Consider the following 22,498-nt stretch of genomic DNA (forward strand, 5'->3'; position numbering starts at 1 on the left):
TCCCTTCGTCTCCGCCACCTATACTTCATGTCGCCAGACAGTAGTCCCTCGCCTTGTCTTCGTCATAAACGAAGATGACGATCACAATGCGTTTCATGCGGACAGGCTTTCGGTCGGAACACTGCGATTGGCCCGCCTCTCACCCAGCATCAGCATGGCAGGTGTTACTATCAGCGTGAGGATCGTGGCGATCACCAGCCCCCCTGCGATGGCCGATGACAGCTCGGTCCACCACTGCGTTGACGGTGCGCCGTAGACGATTTCGCGGGTGAAGAAGTTCAGGTTCACGCCGATCACCATCGGCATCAGGCCAAGGGCTGTTGTGACCGATGTCAGGATCACGGGCCGCAAACGTTGCGCCCCTGTGCGTAGGGCCGCCTCCAACGGCGATTGGCCGGAGCGCTTGAGGTCGTTGTAGGTATCGATCAACACGATGTTATTGTTCACGACGATCCCCGCCAAAGCGATGACCCCGATACCGCCCATGACGATACCAAATGGACGTCCGGTGACGAGGAGCCCAAGCAGCACACCCGCGATCGAGAACACAATGGCCGACATAACGACGAAGGCTTGGTAGAAATTGTTGAACTGTAGGACCAAGATCACGAACATCAGGAAGATCGCGGTAATGAAAGCCCCGACGAGGAAGGCCATGCTTTCGGCCTGATCCTCGGCCTCACCAGCAAAGCTGAACTCAACCCCATCGGGCAGATCGGCGGCGTTCAGAGCAGCTGTGAGCGCCGTGACCTGATCGTTGACCAGAATGCCAGGTGCGACATTGGCCTCAATGGTTGCCACCCGTTTTTCGTCAATACGGCGGATAACGCCTGTGCGTTCAGACGGGGCAAAGGTCACAAAGTTTGAGATGGGGACCAGCCCCGATGTTGTTGGCACACGAAGACCGCCAAGTTCCGCCAAAGTGCGTTCTTCGCGGGGAAAGCGCACACGGATATCAAGGCTGCCATCGACGTCATCGGGGCGATAGTCAGCCACTGTGATACCTTGGGTGAGCAGTTGAACTGCCTGACCGAGCAGGCTCACATCTGCTCCAAACCTTGCCGCCTCTGCACGGTTAACAAGGATCGACACCTCAACGCCGGGCACAGGGCGCGTGTCTGTTACATCGGTGAACCCGCCAAGACCATCCATGATGTCACGCACTTGTTGCACCGCCTCGACCTGCACGTCGGGATTGCGGGCCGTGATTTGAAGGTTCACGGGTTTTCCAGCTGTGGGGCCACCACTTTCAGTTTGCACCTGCACGTCGATGCCCGCGATGTCGGATACGCTTTCACGAATGTCCACGCCAATTTCTGCGGCGGTGCGACGGGTGTCCCAAGGCATGAGTTCCAACTGCAACGTGCCGATGGTTTCTTCGTCGCCTTGGCCTGCGGACATCAAAGACCGTGCATAGATGCTGGCGATCTCTTCGTAGGGTAGGATGCGGTCCTCGACTGCTCGTACCAGTGCGTCCCTTTCGAAGATTGAGAAGTTGTCACGGGCGCGAACCTGCACCTGCATGAAGTCAGGTTCGATGGATGGGAAAAAGCTGACGCCTTTGCCGAACTGCCCGTAGGCACCGAACCCGCCAAGCAGTAGAGCCACGGCCAGTAGCAGCGTGGCAGCCGGACGTGTGATCGCCCATTCCAACAGCCGCACATAGCCGCCCGTAAACCCAGCCATGTCACGGGGATCACCGATTTCAGCCGCATAAAGCGCGGCCTTCGCCTTTGCAGACTGCGGCGGGCGTTTGCCGATAAGCCCCCCCATAACGGGGATAAAGACCAGCGCCATAAACAGCGAGGCCGAGAGGGTCAGAATGACCGTGATGGGGAGATACTTCATGAACTCACCCACCATCCCCGTCCAAAACAGCAGTGGAAAGAACACGGATAATGTCGTCGCAGTCGACGCGATAATGGGCCATGCCATCCGTTTGGCAGCCTCAGAGTATGCTTGCTTTGCGGGCTGGCCTTCTTGCAGCTTTCGATCCGCCAATTCAGTGGTGACAATCGCCCCATCCACCAGCATCCCGACAACAAGGATCAGCGCGAACAGCACGATGATGTTCATCGAGAAGTCCATCGCCCAGAGGGCCACAACACCTGCCAAAAAGGCACCAGGAATAGACAGGCCCACCAGTAGCGCCGAACGTATACCGAGGGCAAAAACCACAACGATCATCACAAGAATGACAGCGGCGATCACGTTCGCCTCAAGGTCAGACAACATGTCTTTGACCTGTACGGATTGGTCTTGCAGATAGGTGACCTCAACACTGTCGGGCCAATCAGCGCGCAGCACCTCAACCAGTGCCTTCACCTCATCTACTGTGTCGATGATGTTGGCCCCAGATCGTTTGGTGATCTCTAACGCAAGAGCAGGCTGGCCGTTGATACGGGCAAAAGATGAGGGGTCTTCGAAGGTGCGGCGGATCGTGGCCACATCGCCAAAGGTGACAACGGCATCGCCACGCACTTTCACGGGCATTGCCATGACGTCCCCAAGGTCTTCAATCAACCCGGGAACCTTCAGCACAATCCGCCCTGCCCCCGTCTCAATGGCACCCGCCGCGATCAGGCGGTTGTTGCGTTGGATTTGCCCTATAAGTTCGTCGAAAGATAAGTTGTAAGTCTCAAACACCGTCGGGTCGATCAGGACCTCCAGAAACTCGAACCGCTGGCCCCCAATGTCGACCTCTAGCACGCCGCCCAGACCTTCGATCTCTTCCTGCATCTCGTTGGCCAGATCGTTCAGTGTCCGCTCTGGCACGGGGCCAGACAGGATGGCCGTGATGATCGGAAAGAGGGCGGTGTTAATTTCCGTGATGGTGATATCACGGGCGTCTTCGGGCAGATCGCCTTGGGCACGATCCGCGGCCTCACGTACCTTATCCAACGCCTCTTGGTTGTCGCCGCCTGGTGCAAACTCAAGCTGGATCGATGCGAAGCCTTCGGTGGCGTCAGAGTTCATCGACATTAAGCCCGAGATGGACCCGAACTCTGTTTCCATCGGTTCCAGCAACAGACGTTCAGCATCGGTCGGGCTGATCCCGTCAAGGCCCGTGGAGACGTAGAACAGTGGCAACGGCACCTCAGGGTTGGCCTCTTTGGGGATTGAAACGTAGGCATAAGCCCCCACGGACAGGATCATGATCAAAGCCATGACCACGACGCGGGACCGTGAGAATGCGAAATCGATCAGGGCGCTCATTTACGTTGCTCCCCTGCCATAGGCGCGACGATCTCGGCCTCATTCACAAAGCCTTGGCCGACGGTGATGATGTCAACGTTTTCAGGCAGGCCTGTGACCCAAATCCCATCGATCTGTGCCTTTACGACCTGAATTTCAAAGAACTCTACCACGTTGTCCGCGTTGACTGTTTTGACGCCCAATGCACCCTCGGCGTTTAGCGATACGATAGATGGTGACAGGAAGTGCGCGGTGACTTCGCCCGTTGGGATAATAACCTCAGCAGAGATGCCCGCAGGGATCGCACCATCCTCATTCTCGACCTCAATTTCGGCTAGAAACGTGCGGGTTTCCGATGCAGCGGACGTACCCACAAAGGTGACCACACCTGCACGTTCTTCACCTGTGATGAAACGCACCGTTGCAGGTTGGCCAACCGACAAACGGGTCAGAGACTGCTGCGGTACCTGAATGGCAACCGTAAGCGGCGTGATATCGACCAGACGACCGACTTCGGTGCCAGCAGAGACAAATTCGCCCTCATCAAGGTTCAGCGTCTCAATACGTCCATCAAAGGCCGCTGTAATGGTCAGTGCCTTTGCGGCTTGCGCGGCGGCCGTGACTTGCGCCTGTGCAGATGCCAGTGCCGCCCGGGCCTGAACCACACGGTCCGTTGTGGCCACACCACGATCCAACAGTTGTTCGGCATTATCGAACTCTCGTTGTGCTTGGATCAAAGCCTCAGCCGCACGGTTGGCGTCCGCAATGTTGTTGGTCGGATCGAAGCGGGCAATGACATCCCCTGCCGACACATCTTGTCCTTTTGCCACCAGCACCTGCGCGATATCACCTGAGGTTTCAGCCCGCATCATGGTATCTCGATCTGGCAGGGCTTGCCCCTCAGCCTGATAGAACTGGGTGACGGTTTCCGCCATGGACGTGGCCACAGCCACTGCAACAGGCTGCGGGTCTGCACGTGCGATGACGGGACCTGTGTCATGCGTGGGAAAGATAAACCCGCTGCCCATCCAGCCCACGATCAGGACCACCAAAAGGGCAGCAACCCAAGTTGATCTGGATGCCCCCTGATCGGAGGCAAATGTTAGCCGTTGGGGTTCATCTGCGGGCCCGTCAGTTGACACGTCATGGGTTTCTGCAACGTGAGGTTCAGCGATATCAGTGCTATTAGTCATCGGTGAGATCCTTTGAGGCTACGGGCTGTTGCCCCTGCATGGTATCGTTGGAGGAGTTGAGTTCCCTCAGCGCCAAAGCGACTGCGGCATCCAACGACGCATAAAAATCTGCATGCGCTGTCAGGCGTTCCACCGCTCCGGCACCCTCAGGAAGGCTCTGGATCGTCTCCGCTATGTCGCGTTGGATCGCACGGTTTCGTTTCTGAATACCTTCGAGCATTGTCGCATAAGGGTTCGGCGCAAGCTGAAAGAAGTCACCACGTTCACCAGGCTTGGTGAGGCGCTTAACCAGCCCTCTTTCTTCGAGAATGCGAATACTGGTGCTGATACTGGCACGGCTAACCTGAAGCTTGGTCGCCAGATCACCGAAGGAAACAACGTCACCGTCGTAGATCAGCATCCCAAAGACACGCCCCGCAATGCGTGGCAGCCCATCGGCTTGGGCAGTCAGCCCAGTCTTCTCGATGAAGTCGCTACGAACGGGGTCGTGTGACAGGTGGTCAGACATGCAAAGCTCCTACTGTTTGTCGAATATCTAAGCGTGGGTGATACTTTTATCAATTTCGTTCAGTTATAACTGAACGAAACGTTGCGTCACCATTTACCATATGAAGATGTCTGATGAGGTATGACCGATGCCACTAAAGAGCTTTGCATCTCAAAGCCTTCGAGATTGATCAATCATGGTACAAGGTCGGGTTCGTCTAGCGCCACGTGAATTGGGGTAACGAACGTCAATTGTTCCAAAACCCGTCCAGCGCCGACGCCAACCCATCACCCAAAAGCAGCGTCACCCGCAGATATGCGCCCTCTTGGTACAACTCCGACTGTCCTGACACTTGGCCGCTGCTGTGGTTATAGCCCAGCGCCATCAGTGTTCCTTCCGCAGGCGTAAAGCCCAGTTCCAGACCCAACCCTTGGGTAGAATTGCCCGCATCATCAAAAAGATATGCGCCATTCACACCCAATTGGAGGCGGTCTTTCAAGAAATCGAGCGCAAGACCCGCCTGCGCCAACTGCGTTGTTGCTTTGGCTGAGGAGTTGCCTTGAAGTTCCGCATGTTGATAGCGGCCAGCATATTTCCCGTTTAGGCGCAGATCATCGGTCGCCTCAAAGCTTCCATCAATGGACCAAAGGTGCGTTTCGGTACGTTCGCCCCGGTCCTCAATCTGAGCCTCATACCAAGCCAGCACGTCGAGCCGTGGGTCCGCGAGCGGGCGATATGCAGCCCCCACACGCGCCCGAGTACGCAGCACACGCGCGTCGTTGCGGTTATCCAGCGCCACGCGCCCACGCGCGAGAATGGCCAGGTCTGGAGTGGCCTGTGTGGCAAAACCCACGCTGGTGTAATGGGTGCGACCGGTTTCTTCCCATGTGGTATCAAAATCCGCGTCTCCGACATAGCGGTTCTCAGGGCCCGCCCACTCAAGCCCGAATGCAAGGCTGGTCAGAGCGTCTTCACCGCTTTCGACTTTGCGGGCATGTTCCAGACCTGCGCTGATGGTCCATGCTTCACCAACGTCCCATTCCATGTCGATATTCTGGATCACGGTCTCTTCGACATCGGACGCGGTCTTGGTCAGTTCCGTTGCACCGGAAAGCCATTCATTGAACTTATACTCGCCGCCGACACGCACACGCGTGGTCATTCCGTTTGGTGCAAAGATCAGTTCAGCTTCCTCAAAGGTGCGCGCGCCGTTTTCCAAATCACGGTACACACCAAACACAAGCTTGGTATCTTGGGTGCTGTTTCCGGCAACAGGCAGATGTAGGCTGGCTTCTGCGCGGGTGCCGGGTTGATCCGTTGGCGTCCAAGCACCACCCAATTTGATGGCCGCTTCATTGGTGGTCCCTGTTGCGCGGCTATCGCGTGAAACAGCCAAACCAAACTGACTGAGGAAGCCGTCATTGAAACGGTGCCCATAGAGTGCTTCGAACGTCATGTCTTGAGTATCGCCCACCTGGTCCCGCGTGTATTCCGCGCTCAGTCCAAGTGTTTTGCGTGCGCTCAACTCAGTGTCAAAGGACAACCGCACCTGAGACGCCCCGGCGCGGGTGATCCCATCACCTGCATCAAAGTTGCGGCCGGCATGGATTGCCTCAAATTGCAGGCGGTCTTGGCCATCCTTACGCTCATAGAATAGGCGTGCCGCCTGATCAGTTTCCCCAAGACCATCTTCGCTATGCGCGATCTCGGCTTCCCAGACGTCACCGTTCAGGCGTGACTGGCGGACGTATGCAGCGCGCAGACGGCTCCGTGTTTCGAGGCCGCGTGTGCCGTCAGAATTCACCATACGCATACCAATTTCAGTACGCTCGTTCAGCTGGTAGGCGGCTTCACCGCCATAAAGCCAGTAACGCTCGGCTTGGTCGGCTTTCACCTCATACGTCACGCGGGCCGACACCGGATTGCCATCGAAATCAAACTGACGCAGCGGGGTATCAAAGGTAATCGTGTCGGTGAAGTAGTTCAGCAGGTAGTCAGTGCCCCGGCGCAGAGGCGTGGACGACAAGATATCTCCACCCTCGGCATCCCGCACGATGATCTCAACCCGCTCAGAGCCAGTCACGTAGCCACCAAGGGCCAGATCGTAGGGACCAGACACGCCGCGGCCTGCGATCTCAGCCACTTTTTGGGTTTGGTCCGTTTGCACCGAAAAGGCAGAAACCGATAGCCGTTCGTTTTCCCAAAACACCTCTGCCCCGGTCGCGACGCGGCGCTCTCCGCCTAGCTTGAGGGCCGTAGATTTCGGCTCAACCGCGATGTCACCATAGAGCATATAGGACTGACCCCGCTCAATTTTGACGAACAGATTGCTGGAGGATTGCGCGTCGAAGCCTGTCTCGGACGTATCCCCGTAAACGGGATAGTATGCCTCGCTGTCGATATCGCGGAACAGGCGGTCTTCGGTATCGCCATCGGAATCGTACCGCAGGGTGAGCAAGGCCGCACCAGCAATCGCCCCTTTGTAATAGAGCGCCCCGTTCAGACCAGTTGTTGTGTCTTCGAAATGGCTGAAACGGTCGGCCGGCAGCAGAGATCCATTTGCGCCACCGCCCAAGACCACAGCCCCCTCGATGACACCGACTAAAATGCGGTCTTCCAAGTTGGGCGTGAATGTCACCTTTGCCTCGGCTTTGCCAAAACCACTGATGGCAGTAATGGTTTCTGGGCCGGAAGCTTGGGGCGGGATCAAGTTCACGATCGCTTCGCCGTTGTCGAAAAAGGTTTGCAGGCCGGGTGTTTCGGGACGGATGTCCGTTACGTCCCAGCGCGCAGTCCGCGCCTGAAGTGTGATCACGGCCGATGCAGGCACCACCATGCCAGAGGCATCAAGGATACGGATCGCAACAGGGATCGGCGTATTCGGATCAGCGCTCGCAACTTTCGGCACAATGATGTCGATGTTTGCAGGCTCGCCCGGTGCCGCAAGCGTTATGGCGGTCCGTTGCCGTTCAATCCCAAAGGCATCACGGCCAACCAGCACCAACGTATTGGCCCCTGCCCGCAGCTTGGTCGCAACAAACTGAATGATCTGCACATTACGCGACCGTGACAAGGCATGCTCACCAACGCGGTCTTGTGCGACGGCAGTGCCATTGATCAAAACTTCTAGGTTCAGATCGGCAGGACCTTTTACACGAAAACTGTGCGTGCGCGACGCAACCGCGCCGGTTTCGGGCGCGTCCAAGAAAGCGATGGTTGGGTCGAGTGTTTCCACCAGTTGCTCAAGCGTCTTTTGCACGCGTGCCGGGCCTGTCGTAGCGGCCTCGGTGTGCATGTCTTCTTGCACCATGTTGCCAACGATTTGGGTCGTCGTGGCCGCACCTGCCTCAGACCGCGCAGTCACAGTGCGACGACCATCTTGGTTAAAGCCAAGCGCCCGCGGATGAGACAGGCCCGAATTTCCATCCGCATCAAACTGGGCGCGGCGCTTTGAAACGCTGTCCAGGGTCGCTTGGGTGCACATGCCAGCTGCAAAATTCTCAGCCCGCACTTCGCCGCGCCGCAATGGTACAATCCGCGATCCACCCATGCGCAGATCATTGGTGCGCGTCACCGCGATTTCTACGTTGGTTGGCAGAGTTTGGCGTTGGATTTGTAGAGCATGGGTCACAGGACGCAGGCCGCGCAGTGAGTATTTGCCGTTTTTGTCGGTCACCACAAACAGGCCATCCTGGGTCACCAGACGCACACCTGGGATGCCGGGCTCAGAGGCATCACCTTGCAGGCCGTTGCCATCACAATCCATGAAGACGGTGCCGATAATTGTACCCTCACGGGAGAACACGCCTGAGCCATTGCTCAGTTCCACAATCGCACGCGCAGGCGGCGACTGCCGCCGTGTCCCTGCACCCGCTTGATTACCGCTCAAAATGGCCACGTTTTCCAGCGCACCTTCTGATGCCGCAGCAGACACACGTGTCAGGTAGGTCAACTCTTGGTTCGAGATTGGCATCAGATTGCCCAGATCGAACGTTAGCGTACCGTCGGATGCCACGCTTGGATCGGCGATCGGCTGGCCATCAAGACGGGCGGAACCTTCGACAAAGCTGAGACCAGCATCGGGGGTGTCCGCGATCTCGGCGTTGATCAGCGCCTGATACATGTTGTTAGAGATATCGATGTTATAGCGCAGGAATTCGCCGGTCGAAACGCCATCGCGCTGCGCTGTTTTCGTCAATGCGAGTGGGGTCGCATAAAAAGGATCAAGCGGCAGGTCCGAGACGAAAACCCGTCCCCCGTCGTGCGTGAATGGTGCCCCGCGACCGGCTGGTGTCACGGTACGCTCATACCCAGGCAAGGCGGCACGCACGGTTGGGAAACGCCACTGAGGCGCATTGTCGATGTCAAAGCGGTACTCACCGGGTGCAATCCGATCAAAGGCGTAAAGCCCCTGTTGGTTGCTGACGGTCCGCGCCACTTCGGCGCCGCTGACCGCATCCAGCAGGACAACCGTGATGTCCTCAATCGGTGTGTTGTTCATCGCGTTGAACACGGTCCGGGCGGCGCCCATCTGCAAAGCGGTCCTCATGCGGGAGATCCCGCAAAATGCGCTGGCTTCTACGGTATCCGCCGTATTCACCGAGACCACCGCGTCACCCGCAACCGTCTCAATCATTTCTGCAAGAGGGATCAGCGCAGTTTCAAAGACCCCTGTATCACCCCCGGTTTCGCGTGCGATGGCCGTTTCACGATCGCCGGTGGCCGCGTTCAGAAGTGTAATGAGCACGATATCGGTGTTAGCGCTTGTGTTGCACGCTGTCGCGTTAACGAGAACACGCGCGTCGCTTTGTGTGTTTCCAAATCGCACAACGCTCCGTGTGATAGGGTCCACGAAAGAGATGGTGCCAGTGCCCTCAACAGGGGTCTGATACGTCACAGTGTTGGACCGTTGGGTGTATGTCTCGGCCCCATTCACCACGTAGGTCGCCGCTGTGTTGTCGATGTTCACGGGCGAAAGGCCCGCGTCCACCTGTACCGAGAAAGCCACATCAGCTGCGCGACCAACGGCAAATTCGCCTTCGGCAAAAAAGGCAACTTCATCAATCAAAGCTGCAAATAGTGGGGCCGCACTTACATAGGAGCGCGCAGGCGCGCCGCTCAGGTGATACAAAGCGGTCATGCCGCCCTGCATCTCTATGGCCTCAAACATAGTGTTCAACGGCACAGCATCCGAAATCAAAACACCTGCGGCTGGTGCCCCATCGATCAAGATATCCGCACCGTCCACCGCATCGTAGGCAGGGATTGCCTGTTCAGAATTGTTGCGTAGTTGCAGCTGATAGATCAGCGAGGTCCTATCCTCGACGAACCGAACCTCCTGCTGTTTGCTCAACTCCAGCGCTGTGTCGGTGATTGTGAGGGTGCTTGTTACACTCGCGCTCAGGTCGGACGACGCCGTGGCTGTCAGTGTTGCATTCACACTCTGCCCCACACCCGCGCCAGAGGACACTTCGAAAGCGTAGATCAGGTTGGCCTGCTCAGACATTTCAAGCGAAAGCGTATCACCTGGCGACAAAGTGGGCTCTTGTGGGTCAATCACGCCGTTGCCGTCCAAGTCATGATAAAGAGTTGCCTCTTCAATCGTGGTCGCATCGCCCGCCAAGCCGATGGACGGGCTAAGTTCCAGCACAGTGTTGCCGGTGTTTTCGACTTGGAACTGAAACTGCTCGAGCGCGCCGCGCGACAAACGCAGCGTCGTTGCACCGTTTGCGTCCAGTGCAGGCACCGGGGCCACACGCGCTACGACTTCGTTGGATTGAATGGTCTCACGAACCCCGATGGACGGATTAAAATATGTGGCCTCGGCGACGTTGCGGATCAACGTATCCGCGGGCGGCAATTGCGCCTGGCTGCTTTGCACGGTCGAGATAAAAACAGCCGCAGCACAAGCCACGATAAAGCGCGCGCTGCAAGATATCGCTTGTTGCCCCACGTTCATGGCGCGACGCGTGCGGATACATCCAAAGCTTGTGGAATTGTGCATAGTGCCGCCCTTCGGAGTTTCCGGGTTTGGCAATCACGCATCACACCGGCTTTCGTCATTAAGGGTATTTGTGCCAGCCTATGAGGCTGTGCGCCGGGGGGCGAAGGGCTATGGGGCTGACGCAAACAGGCAAACGCCTACCCAAAGGGATAGTAAGGATTGGCCGCGAGGGCCGACAAATCAGAAAACCCCCACAAGCTTGGCTTGCGGGGGTTTTGGTTTCGGTGCTGCATGAGCGGGATTAGTTGTCGACGGCTACCGTGAATTCGAGGGCAACAGACCCACCTGGAAGAACCTCTGCATAGGTGCCAGAAATGCTCGTGCTGCTGAGTGTTGGCGTCCCCGAAGGCGACATTGCCGCGTCACAATCCCCGGCGCATTGGGTGATTGCGGTATAGGCTGGTGCGCTGTCGAAAATGTTCACCTCTGTCGCAGCAAAGGCACCCGTATTTTCCGCGACAATGCGGTAGCGGATACATTGGCCAGGCTCAACATTCAGGCGTGTCTTGGTAAAGGTTCCGCCGGTGTCGCCGTTGTCGTCACATGTGGCGTCGATGTACTGGTACTTCTGCAGGGTGACATCGCCCGTCACGATCGTGATGGTATCGTCCACCGTGTTATCGCCGGGTGTGATATCGCTGTCGGTGATCCCGTTCAGCGTTTGGCCCAAGCTCAGCGTTGCCACTTCGGAAACGCCAGCAGTCGCAGTTGATGGGCTTTGGACACGGTAGATCACGCTCAACGTATCACCCGCCGCCAAGCCCGAGGGAAGATCATCAAAGTTGTCGATGACCGCATCACCGGCATCAATTGCGCCGTTGTTGTTCACATCCCTAAAGATCGCGCCAGAGAAATTGCTAAGACCTGCATCCGAAATCGTACCAGAGGTGATTGTGACGTTGCCGTTGTTGGTGATGGTGTGCGCAATGTCGACGACCCCACCCGGAGAAGCTTGGACAGTTTGATCCGACACAATGCTCACATCATAGATGTTGCGCACGCGGATGGCATTCACGATGCGGTCGGATTGCCCCGAGACTGCACTTTGGACTTGGATATCGACCTCTGTGTCGCCGGCCACAGCATCCTCGGCCGGGGTGACAATGACGCTGAATGTGCCGGTGCCCCCTTCTGGAATGGTGCCGGTATTGGTGATGATTGAGCCCGAAGCATCGCGGAACTCTACGGTCCAGCCCGCGGGCAAGGTGTTGGCAAGCGAGATATTGTAGCTGTCCGAAGTGCCACCGTTGTTTTCAACGTTCATCTCAAAGGTATAAGCATCACCCGGCGCGATACCCAAAGACGGTGTGGTTTGGGTGCTGTCTTCGCTGACAATCCATGGGGCGGACCCATCGCGGGGATTGGCACCGTCACCTTCGCTGCCCGTGACAGTGTTTTCCAAGTCCACACTGGATGCCAGCACTGCGCCCATAAAGGCCGCAACTGATGTATCGGCGGCTCCGGAGGTATCGGATTTTGTCTCAAGAGAAATTTGGTAAGTTGGCGTTGATGTCGTGCTAGCGGCAACCGGGGTCGCATCCGAGGGCAGCGTAGCGACCAGAGTGACCTTCGCGCTTTCACCAATCGCAAGTGGACCCACAGAGCCAATCACAGGCGTGATCCCATCTGCCCCAACGATGCGGAACGTGGTGCCTGCGGGATACGTATTGTTGCTGTCATCCAGCACCGAAACCGACAGGCTGTCAGATTGATTGGATTCGTTGGTGATCACGAATTCTTGGCGGATCACACCACCTTGATAGACATTTTCGGTTTCAGTAACGGTGTCATCGCCGCTCGTGCCATCATCCGTACCGGAGGCGACCGAAGCGTCTGGTGACTGGTCTGAGATGTCGACATCAAAGTCGGCATCAACAATGATTGTCGCGGTGTTTGAGTTCGGGAAATCGGCCCCTTCAACAGATTGGGTCGCGGTGTTGGCAATGACGCCCGCATCCGCTGCGGATGTAATACGCGCTTGGAACGTCACACTGCCTGTACGCCCTGACGCCACGCGATCGATGCTGAAATCGACGGTATCGTCATCATTAAAGTTCCAAAAGATGTTGTTCCCGCTGCCGTTGGTCGCATCGATATCAGAAAAACTATTACTGTCGTTCAAGGCGTCCGGTGCATCGGACCAACGCGCCGAGCCCGCGACATAGGCAAGACCATCGTCCAGCACATCCGTCACCTTGTAGTTTGTTGCATCAGTCAAACCCGTGCTTGAGTAGGCCAGCATGATGGTCACCAAATCGCCTGCATCGATGCGGTTGTTGGCGTTGTCGTCCGCCGCCACCATCGATTTGACCAATTCAATGATCGCTCCGCTCGAAACCGTCAGCGTATCGGTGTTGGTATCTGTCGTCGCACTATCCAGCTGAGAGGCGGCGGTCACGGTCATCGTGTCTGTGCCACTAGCTGTGGATCCGGCAGTCGCCTCAATAATCAGGCCAAACTGCTCACCGGGGGCCAGCAAAGGTGTTTCTGTGATCGGCGTTGCACTGTCCGCGACACCATCCATGTTCGCATCCGGATAGAACACCAAGTTTTGCGCATCAAACGTGCCTGTGTCATTTTCCGAAACGCTCAGCGTAAAGGCATCTGCCCCGTTGCCGACGTTGGTCACGATGTGGGGCAAGAATGCCTTGCCGCCCGGCGCGATGTTCTCTGAGGTGTCAGAGGTTAGTGTGACGCCTGCAATCTGACGGACAATCGTCTCGACGGTGTTAGAGGTGATGGTAATCGTGTCGCCAGCGGTGTTTTCGTAGGTCGCAACAGCTTGGTTGCCGATGACAGCACCTGCCTGTGGGGCGGCCTGCGCAGCCGCCGAGAACGCGGTGACCAATACTGCCGCTGCACTTACAGAGCGGATCAAGGTGGATTTTTGTGTCATTCAATCAGTGCCTTTTGAGGGGTATGATGAGGGAAAAGAAAAGAGGCGGACGCGATCAGTTGACCTGTACGCGGTAGCCATTGAGGGCTGTTCCGCCCGCGGGCAGCGGTGCATCCAAGGTCCATCGCACAGCAACGATCGCATCGTTCGGCAGTGGCTCATCGATAAGGGTGCCTTGGGCATCCGCCACACGCCGCATCGCCGGAAGAGCGGCCCACTCAAGTCCTTCTTGCTCAGGGTCAAGCTCGGCTTGGACTTCGAAACGGGCAGGAATGGAGCTAAACTCGGCGTCCGGCTTCAGCGTGACACCAACGGGAACCGGTGCCCGGATGACAAGGCCCTGTAGCGCTGCATCGCTCGTGTTTTCGTGGCGCACGGTATATTCGATCATTTCACCAGGTTCGACGTCATCACGCTCAACCTGTTGCTCTTGGCCCTGTGCATCCGTCTCGATAATCGAAAACGAAAATTCGCTTTCGAGCGCTTGGGCCACAGCTGCATTCGCGCATAAACACGTGGCAGCAGCGATCGTCAGGGCAGTTGTCGCATGGCGCCGACGGATGGGAGGACATTCAGACATATCGTGGTTCCTTCAAGACCGGCTAAACCGGATTTCAAACATCGCATCGGGTAGCTGCGATGCCCTTGCAATCTGCCGGAACTGAATGGAATTTTTGGGGGCCGATGGGAGGGCAATGCCGTCCTGACAGGTCAGAGGCTATTCTTTTGGGTACAAGAATGCGCTGCATGCCTGGCAGGGGCCAGTTACAACGAAAAACACGCGCACCTGATGGTACGCGTGTTGTTTACTTAGCTAAAAAGGCGTTTGTGCGCCGCTAGGCAAAGCCTGCGTCGCGCGCAATCATCGCCGCATCGGTGCGATTTTTGGCATCTAGCTTTCGGCACAGCGTCTTAACGTGTAGCTTGATCGTCGGCTCCTGCAGATCCAAGTCTATGGCAATTTCTTTGTTGGACTTGGCCGCAAGCACCCCACGGAGCACCTGCCGTTCCCGATCAGACAGCGACTTTTCAAAGTCGGTCTCAGGCGCGTCGTTTTTGCCGGACATAAAATCAGCCGGAGCGAACACCTCGCCCATTGCCATGAACTTTACTGCGTTCACGAGGCTCTTGGCTGGCATGGTTTTGGGCAAGAAGCCCGCAGCACCCAAATCGAGCGCTTGCTGCGCCACAAGCCGCGTACCGGTGCCAGAGATTATGCCCACAGGGTTACCACCGCTGATCTTTAGGGCCGCTTTAAGCCCTTCAAGTCCACGCATCCCCGGCATCGTATAATCAAGCAGTACCAGATCAAAGGCGCCGTGCGACTTCATTAGCTTAAGCGCGTCATCCAAAGTCCCTGCTTGTATTACCTGCCCTGTACCATCCGACTCCAGGAACATTGCGATCGTATCGCGGACCAATTCATGGTCATCGGCAACGAGAATTCTCAACCCCATGGAAGGATCCTTTCGGTAGGGACGCAACGGGTTTCTTCGGGGGCCGCAAGGACGATCTGCGCGTGCCGAAACAAGTTTTGAAACAACTTTGCCACTGCTGTGGCCTTTCAGCTTTCAGGAAAAATTGCCTGACACAAGATACCCCAATCGAACGATATGCCGAGGTATCAAAGGTGCTTCCGCAAACGGCATGCAAAGAGCCTATACGAAAGTATATGAGGGCTATCCCGATACCTCGTCCCACCTAACTGAACAACACGGTAACACCGGGGCGAAAGGAACACTCAATGTTCAAATTCCATCCTCTCTCTACCCTGATGAGCGCGCTTATGGCGCTGATCGCCTCTGTGATGCTCGCGCATTCAGAGACTGATCCAATTGTTCTATCCATCGATCATGATCAAAAAGAGTATCACTTCACGCTAGAAGATATGATGGCTTTCGATCCCGTTACCTTTTCAACCAAAACGATCTGGAGCCATGGCATACAAGAATTCAAAGGCGTGCCCTTGAAAGATCTGTTGGACAGCATCAACATTTCAGAAGGCAAAATGCTTGCTGTAGCAGTGGATGATTACGCAGTTGCCATCCCCGTCAGTGATGCCGTCGAAAACGGCCCTATCATCGCCTACCTCCAGAATGGGGCGACAATGAGCAGGCGCAGCAAAGGTCCGCTTCGGATCGTCTATCCCTATGATGGCAACAAGCGCTACCAAACCGAAACGGTCTATTCGCGATCCATCTGGCAGCTCACTCGCCTACTAGTTAACTAACCCATGAGGCCGTCCTCAAATCCGCTCATGCGCCCGTTCGGAGGGCGTCCTTTGCGTATGGTCTTTGGCTCAGCCTCAATGATCATTTTGGCTGGTTGCATTGCCATCAGCTATCTGTCGTTCAATGTCTGGTCTTATGTTGGCAATCTGAGCGTCGCAAAGCAGGGACAACAAGAATACCTATCGGCGCAGTTAGAGATCGAATATCTCAAGCTGCAAGACGCAATTGATGACGTTGAGGACGGCGGACAGCCGTACTTGGACGACTTGCGCAAGCGATTTGACATTTTTTACAGCCGCACCCTTCCCTTGCGCCGCGGATCTGGTGCGGGACAATTCAACCCAGACCTTATGAAATTGAAGGTCCTTTTGGATGAGCAAGTGCCCTTGATCGACGGCACGGACGAACAACTTTTGGCGGGTTTGGACGACCTGCGTCGTGAGCTTGATAGCGTGCGCACATTGCCTCGCAGCATTGGCCTCGACTTCATAAGTTTTGTTGCCCAAAACAGCGAGGCCGAGCGCGACCGCACTGTTGCCCTAATCGAGGTTCTGATTGTCTCAGTCACGGCCATGATCTTTATCTTTATGGGCCTCATCATCGGTCTGTTGCGACAGGCCAAGTCCCTGCACGACGCCACACAAGCTGCAACAAACAAAGATAAACGCCTTGGCGCAACGCTACGCGGATCTCTTGACGGTATTGTGGTGACCGACGCAGAGGCCAACATCATCGACTTTGGTCACTCTGCCGAAGATATTTTTGGCCACTCCCGCGAAGATGCCATTGGCAAAAAGTTTTACGACCTTTTGCTGCCGCCTGCTGAGCGTGAGCTATTTCTGGAGGCAATGGAACACTACAGGCAGACGGGTGAAACAACCTTTGCCGAAAGAGGACGGATGCAGATCAAGGCTTTGCACCGAGACGGCCATATCTTTCCCGCCGAAATTGGCGCCTCAATCGCTGACAGGGACGCCGAAGCAGAGTTCTTTTTCGTGTGCTACGTCCGCGACATCACGGATCAAGAAGGGCAAAAAGCCGAACTGATCACCAGCCGCGACAACGCCCTTTCCAACAGCCGGGAACGCTCACGCTTTTTCGCTATGATGAGCCATGAAATGCGCACCCCGCTGAATGGTATTTTGTCCGCACTTCAAATGCTGGAAGGAAGTCCGCTGAACAAGGCTCAGCAGTCTTATTTGGGGGCCGCTCTGACGTCAGGCGACATTTTGCTCAGCCATATCAACGATGTCTTGGCGATTGAACGTGCCGAAGACAGCCAAAACCCCGAGCCGAGCCCTTGCGATATCGCAACCCTGGTGGAGAGCCTGGTTGCGACGCTCCAACCCTTTGCGCGCGACAACGAAACCGTCATCGAGCTAGAGCAATCCCAAACCCAAGATCGCTGGTTCATGACCGAGCCACGCGGCGTTGAGCAGATCATTGTGAACCTGCTCAGCAACGCGATCAAATTTACTCCTGGTGGCGCGGTTAAACTTGCGATCAGCTATATGCCGGACACGGGTAGCCTACACTTAGACGTCACCGACACAGGCATCGGCATCGCAGAAGAAGACTTGCACCGCATCTTTGAGGATTTCATCTCGTTGGACAGCAGTTACGAGCGTCGTACTAATGGCACCGGGCTTGGCCTTGGCATTGTGCAGCGGTTCGTAAACAGCATGGGCGGGCAGATCACCTGCGCCTCGACCCTCGGCGAGGGCACACATTTCCATGTGGAACTGCCCATGGTCGAGGCCCCCCCAGACCAACTGCCAAAACACGAAAGCCAGCAACCCTTTGAGAGCACGCAGCACAAGCAGCATCTGTTGGTTGTCGATGATAATGAGATCAACCGTGATCTTTTAGGCGCGATGTTAGAGCGCCTTGGCCACGAGGTTTCCTATGCGACAGGTGGCCAGCAAGCTATTGATATTTCACTCATAACACAGTTCGATGCGATCTTGATGGATATTTCCATGCCCGAGATCAGTGGCACACAGGCCACGCGTCAAATCCGGTCACGGCCCGGTTTAAATCAAAACACCCATATTATTGCGGTCACGGCTCATGCGCTGCCCTCCGAGCGCGAGGCCTTTTCCGCAGCTGGTATGAACGGCTTCTTAGCCAAGCCAATCAACCTGCGTGAGCTTGACCGCTGCCTCGTCGCGCATGAAGTGTGCGCCTCTTCTCAGATCCCCTCGGATCAGGGTGCAGATATTCCCGTTCTGGATGACAATCAGCTGGCCGAATTGCTTGAGGTCATCGGGCGCGACGGTTACGCGGCGCGCATTGAAAAACTGCGGGCGCAGTTTGTCACCGAACTTGCCGCGCTTGAGGCTGCAACAAGCGTACGCGACATTCAGGCCCACGCACATTCAATGGCAGGCGCCTGCGGGATGCTGGGTGCAAAACGACTGCACCGCTTGCTCCAAACCATTGAGGCTGCATGTAAAATCGGCAAGGCAGACGACGCACAACGTCAAATTGAGAGTGTCCCGGCTGCTATCGAAGCCTCGCTCGAAGCTTGGGATGCTGTTTTGAAATCCTGATGCCACGTTGCTCCTATCCTTTTGGGTAGGAGTGCCAACCTTGGCACTAACCATTTTGTACTTTGCGCCCCACGCACCCCGCAATGCCCGCGTATCGTTCCTGTAAAGAATGATACTTCAGGAACCAGAAATGCAAAAAATCGCACGTCGTTTTGCCATCGCCCCACTCATGGTGGCTTTGTGGTCTTTTGCAGCGCCCGCAGCAGCGCAATCTGTGGGGGATGAGGGCTGTGATACGCTCTGCATTACAGCAAGCTCGTCATTTCTTGAGGATCCAGCTGCAAACGTACAGGAACTCAACAGTGGCCTATCCAGCCTATTGGGCGTCGATCTTGGCCTCGACGATGTCCGGGCCGATCTGATTGGGGCGCAGGTCCCTCTCGACGTTTTTGTCACGGAACTCGAAGGGGTCACAGGCACAACTTCGCCGGATGATGCGCTGAATTCCGAAGCGACCTTGTCCGAGATCTTTACGGCCGCTGCGAATGCGGCTGGCAATAATGGTGACCCAGCGGCGGCCACGGCATTGCAAGCATTGGCAACGAATACCAGTGGCCTGACAGATGGCGTCGTACTTAGCGATTTCTTGGTACTGGACACCACCGAGGGTGAGTTGTCGGGAGCAAACATCTCAACCTTGGATTTGGTCAGTGGCTCTGTTCAGCTTTATAACGCCCGCTACGGCGCAGACACGCCAGAGCCGGTGGTCACCGACATTCTAGGGTTGGGAGAAGTCAGAACCTACCTTCAAATTACGGAAGCCCCGCAACTTGTGTGCGGCCCCGAAGGCACCACGTTCAGGTCAGCGGCGGTTCGCACGAAGATCGATATCGTTCTGGATGAGGCACCACAGCCCCTCGATCTTGGGGTTGCCGTTGTGGAAATCCAGCCGCCGAACTTGTCGCTTTATGTTGAAGTGGGCGAGGCGGATGGGTCGATTACCAGCGTCGATGCCACAAATCAGACAGCGCAAGTTTCAATGACACCCGGGGTCGTTAATGCCTATTTGGGGGAAATCGACGATGCTGTGTATTTCGCCCGTGATCGTGTGATCACCGCAGATGACATTGGCACTTCGACCATAGCGGACGCGACCGTAACCATTCCGGGCATCGCATTTCTGCCGGGTACAGTGATACCCACGTCAATCCGAGCCTCCTCTTTCGGAGACACAGTATCATTTGGCTCTGGTACCTTGGATTTTGCAGCGCCGTTCCCCCAGACCCAAGAGTTAGACGTTCCGATCAATGCTGTTGAACAAGTTGTGGGCGGCGTCACGAACAATCTGTTGGCTGAACTCGATCTGCCCGGTGGGCCACTCGTGGACCCAATAGAACCGGTAATCGAAACCGCCGTCAGCACCGCAATAAGCGACATCGTCGATGACGCGATCACTCAAGCACTTGGCCAAGCGGTTGATCCTGTTCTCGCCGCACTCGGGATCACACTGGGTGGTGGTGAAGCGACGGTTCTTGGTGTGTCAGATACATGCGATGATTTCGGTGATTGCCCGATCTCAGGCACTGCCCCCGATGGCACCAGCGCGAATGCCTATGGCACACCGTCACACGCGCTGTCCGCTGATTTGTATCTGGGGCTTGTTCCTGCCGACGGCGATGCACAGCACCGCGACAGTGCGGATGCCCAAGGCGATGATACCAACGGTGCAGACGACGAAGACGGTGTTGCTTTTCCTGCGTTAGCCAAGGGCAGCGCCGTAGTCTTGAACGTCACAGTTGCAGAACCCTCTGCGGCGACCGGCTATTTGATGGCCTGGGTGGACTGGAATGGAAATGGTGTTTTTGACGCCGATGAAGTCATCGCCGATGATTTGCAAGACACGGACGGGGACGGAACCATTGCCGTACCGCTGACCGTTCCAGTAAGCAGCTCACTCTCAACGACATTTGCGCGTTTCCGGTACTCTAGTCAGACGGAACTGGCGTCTAGTGGCATCGCCCCGGACGGCGAAGTTGAGGATTATGCAATCGTTTTTGTCACACCCGAAGGCAGCATTTCCGGCACGCTGTTTGAGGACACGGATTTGGATGGCAGCCTAACGGAAGGTGAGCCGGTGTTGCCCGAAGACATAACACTCAGCCTGTTTGACGACCGCGGAACACCTGCGGATGAAACCGATGACGTGCTCATGGCGACGACCCAAACGGCGGCCGACGGAACCTATGCGTTTCTCGGGGTGTCTACTCTCACGACCTATCGAATTCTGGTGGATGGAACAGACGCCGAAATCCCTGCGGGACTGTCTATATCCACAGGTAACCCGCTCCGCGCGGTTGCAATTGTGGCCGATACGGAACTGAGCGGGCAGGATTTTGGCTTTGTTCCTACGCCGCCGTCTGCTGATCTCTCTCTGACAAAAACGGCGCTCGACCCGGCAACAGGCCAGCCCATCACTACTGCCAACGCAGGAGCCGCGATTGATTTTGTTCTGACAGTAGACAACGCAGGCCCAGACACCGCAACAAGTATTGAGGTTATGGATTTGCTGCCCAGCGGCTATGTTTACCAATCCGACACGGCCTCAGATCAGGGCCAAAGCTATGACCCAGGCACAGGGATTTGGCAGGCCGGGCAATTGGATGCCGGGCAAAGCACATCCATCACCCTGCGCGTCGAAATGCAGGCTAGCGGAGAACACACCAACCATGCCGAAGTCGTGGCCAGCTCATTGCCTGATCCCGACAGCGACCCGTCCGTTGGGCGTGGTGTCGATGATCTGTCGGATGGTCTTGCTGATGATGATGAGGCAAATGCCACCGTGGCCTACACCGGCACCGGCGCTGTTTTGGCGGGGACTATCTTCTTCGACAATGGGGCAAGTGCCACGGCCTATGACGCGGTTCAGGGAGGCACAGAGGTCGGAACAGATCTTGCTGTTCTTGAGGTCATTGATGCAAGCGGCGCACTGATTGACACACCCGAAATCGCAGCGGACGGCACTTGGTCATTGGTGTTGCCGGATGGGTATGCGCAAAGTGTGAGCTTGGCCCTGACGGCCGCGCCGCAGGTACGCGTGGTCTCGGAGCAAACGGATGGACTGCCTGCCTTGGTCGACACAACCGCGGGGGACGGCAGCTACACATTCACTCCAGAGGTTGGCACCTCCTATGCCAATTTAGACTTTGGCGTCATCCGTCAGGCAACACTTGGAACGGATCAGCAGGTGGCTTTGCGCCCGGGCCAAGTTATCTCTCTGCCGCATGTCTACACTGCTGACGCCGACGGCAGTGTCATGTTCGACTTAGCAGCCCCAACAAACAATGCGTTTACTGCCACACTCTTTGTGGACGCAGGGTGCGACGGGGGCTCTGATCAACCTGTGACAGGGCCGATCGACGTTCAGGCGGATACAACAATCTGCTTGATAGCACACGTCAGCAGTTCGTCAGGGGCTGCAAACGGTGATAGTACCGCAATCACCCTCACGGCCACGACACAATATGGCACCTCCGGTTTGACCGAAGAGGACATCAACAATGATCGCGTTCGTGTGGAAACCCAACAAGGTACGCTCAAACTGACCAAAACCGTCCGAAACATCACGGATGATACCAATGAAACCGTCCGCAATCAGGCCAGTATCGGCGACACGTTGGAATACCGTATCTCGCTCGAAAACCTGGGCACCCTGCCCGCCTCGGAAATCACAATCTATGACAGGACCCCGCCCTATACGACTTTGGCAGGTGGGAGTGATGGTCCTGTGACGCTGGCACCGGGCGTGACATGCACACGGACGGTCCCGGCTGAGCCAGGGATCAATTATCAAGGTGATTTACAGTGGGATTGTGCGGGCAGCTATTTGCCAGGTGCGCGTGGCGCTGTCAGTTTTCGGGTCCAAGTCGCCCCCTAGGTCACCACTCTGCTGCGCCCATTCTCGATCTGCGGAGAGCTAACTTAGGGATGTAGTTAAGCGAAA

General features: G+C 56.4%; 10 protein-coding genes. 3 read left to right on the top strand and 7 right to left on the bottom strand.

Annotation, left to right across the window (positions count from 1 at the left end; all coding sequences use genetic code 11):
- Positions 1-93: 93 nt before the first annotated feature.
- From AC4GMC_RS07650 to AC4GMC_RS07680, 7 genes are all read right to left on the bottom strand, one after another.
- Positions 94-3,216 (bottom strand): efflux RND transporter permease subunit, encoded by a 3,123-nt coding sequence (locus AC4GMC_RS07650; RefSeq protein ID WP_487875914.1) that lies wholly within the window; start codon positions 3,214-3,216, stop codon positions 94-96.
- Positions 3,213-4,388, bottom strand: coding sequence for an efflux RND transporter periplasmic adaptor subunit (locus tag AC4GMC_RS07655; RefSeq protein WP_487875913.1), 1,176 nt, complete (start codon positions 4,386-4,388; stop codon positions 3,213-3,215). Before AC4GMC_RS07655 ends, AC4GMC_RS07650 begins: the two co-directional genes overlap by 4 nt.
- On the bottom strand, positions 4,381-4,896 hold the full coding sequence (locus tag AC4GMC_RS07660) for a GbsR/MarR family transcriptional regulator (protein WP_487875912.1): 516 nt from the start codon (positions 4,894-4,896) through the stop codon (positions 4,381-4,383). Before AC4GMC_RS07660 ends, AC4GMC_RS07655 begins: the two co-directional genes overlap by 8 nt.
- Positions 4,897-5,122: 226 nt before the next feature.
- Entirely contained in the window at positions 5,123-10,879 is a 5,757-nt protein-coding gene (locus tag AC4GMC_RS07665) for a hypothetical protein (RefSeq protein ID WP_487875911.1), read from the bottom strand.
- A gap of 241 nt (positions 10,880-11,120) precedes the next feature.
- On the bottom strand, positions 11,121-13,775 hold the full coding sequence (locus tag AC4GMC_RS07670; protein ID WP_487875910.1) for a beta strand repeat-containing protein: 2,655 nt from the start codon (positions 13,773-13,775) through the stop codon (positions 11,121-11,123).
- Between the two features lie 55 nt (positions 13,776-13,830).
- The gene (locus AC4GMC_RS07675; protein WP_487875909.1) at positions 13,831-14,355 is read right to left on the bottom strand and encodes a hypothetical protein; all 525 of its coding nucleotides are present in this window, start codon (positions 14,353-14,355) and stop codon (positions 13,831-13,833) included.
- Positions 14,356-14,611: 256 nt separating this feature from the next.
- On the bottom strand, positions 14,612-15,232 hold the full coding sequence (locus AC4GMC_RS07680; protein ID WP_487875908.1) for a response regulator transcription factor: 621 nt from the start codon (positions 15,230-15,232) through the stop codon (positions 14,612-14,614).
- A gap of 287 nt (positions 15,233-15,519) precedes the next feature.
- Here AC4GMC_RS07680 and AC4GMC_RS07685 point away from each other — a divergent pair, with 287 nt between their 5' ends.
- The 3 genes from AC4GMC_RS07685 (at position 15,520) to AC4GMC_RS07695 (ending at position 22,432) form a co-directional block, all read left to right on the top strand.
- Complete coding sequence (locus tag AC4GMC_RS07685) at positions 15,520-16,005, top strand: putative pterin-binding protein (protein ID WP_487875907.1); 486 nt, start codon at positions 15,520-15,522, stop codon at positions 16,003-16,005.
- A gap of 57 nt (positions 16,006-16,062) precedes the next feature.
- On the top strand, positions 16,063-18,558 hold the full coding sequence (locus AC4GMC_RS07690; protein WP_487875921.1) for an ATP-binding protein: 2,496 nt from the start codon (positions 16,063-16,065) through the stop codon (positions 18,556-18,558).
- A 130-nt stretch (positions 18,559-18,688) separates the two neighbouring features.
- The gene (locus AC4GMC_RS07695) at positions 18,689-22,432 is read left to right on the top strand and encodes a GEVED domain-containing protein (protein WP_487875906.1); all 3,744 of its coding nucleotides are present in this window, start codon (positions 18,689-18,691) and stop codon (positions 22,430-22,432) included.
- Positions 22,433-22,498 lie beyond the last annotated feature (66 nt).

Source organism: Thalassobacter sp., assembly GCF_982993085.1.

Excerpts from the sequence above, each read along its gene's own strand:
- AC4GMC_RS07650 (WP_487875914.1), bottom strand. The coding sequence starts at position 3,216 with ATGAGCGCCCTGATCGATTTCGCATTCTCACGGTCCCGCGTCGTGGTC.
- AC4GMC_RS07655 (WP_487875913.1), bottom strand. The coding sequence starts at position 4,388 with ATGACTAATAGCACTGATATCGCTGAACCTCACGTTGCAGAAACCCAT.
- AC4GMC_RS07660 (WP_487875912.1), bottom strand. The coding sequence starts at position 4,896 with ATGTCTGACCACCTGTCACACGACCCCGTTCGTAGCGACTTCATCGAG.
- AC4GMC_RS07665 (WP_487875911.1), bottom strand. The coding sequence starts at position 10,879 with ATGCACAATTCCACAAGCTTTGGATGTATCCGCACGCGTCGCGCCATG.
- AC4GMC_RS07670 (WP_487875910.1), bottom strand. The coding sequence starts at position 13,775 with ATGACACAAAAATCCACCTTGATCCGCTCTGTAAGTGCAGCGGCAGTA.
- AC4GMC_RS07675 (WP_487875909.1), bottom strand. The coding sequence starts at position 14,355 with ATGTCTGAATGTCCTCCCATCCGTCGGCGCCATGCGACAACTGCCCTG.
- AC4GMC_RS07680 (WP_487875908.1), bottom strand. The coding sequence starts at position 15,232 with ATGGGGTTGAGAATTCTCGTTGCCGATGACCATGAATTGGTCCGCGAT.
- AC4GMC_RS07685 (WP_487875907.1), top strand. The coding sequence starts at position 15,520 with ATGTTCAAATTCCATCCTCTCTCTACCCTGATGAGCGCGCTTATGGCG.
- AC4GMC_RS07690 (WP_487875921.1), top strand. The coding sequence starts at position 16,063 with ATGGTCTTTGGCTCAGCCTCAATGATCATTTTGGCTGGTTGCATTGCC.
- AC4GMC_RS07695 (WP_487875906.1), top strand. The coding sequence starts at position 18,689 with ATGCAAAAAATCGCACGTCGTTTTGCCATCGCCCCACTCATGGTGGCT.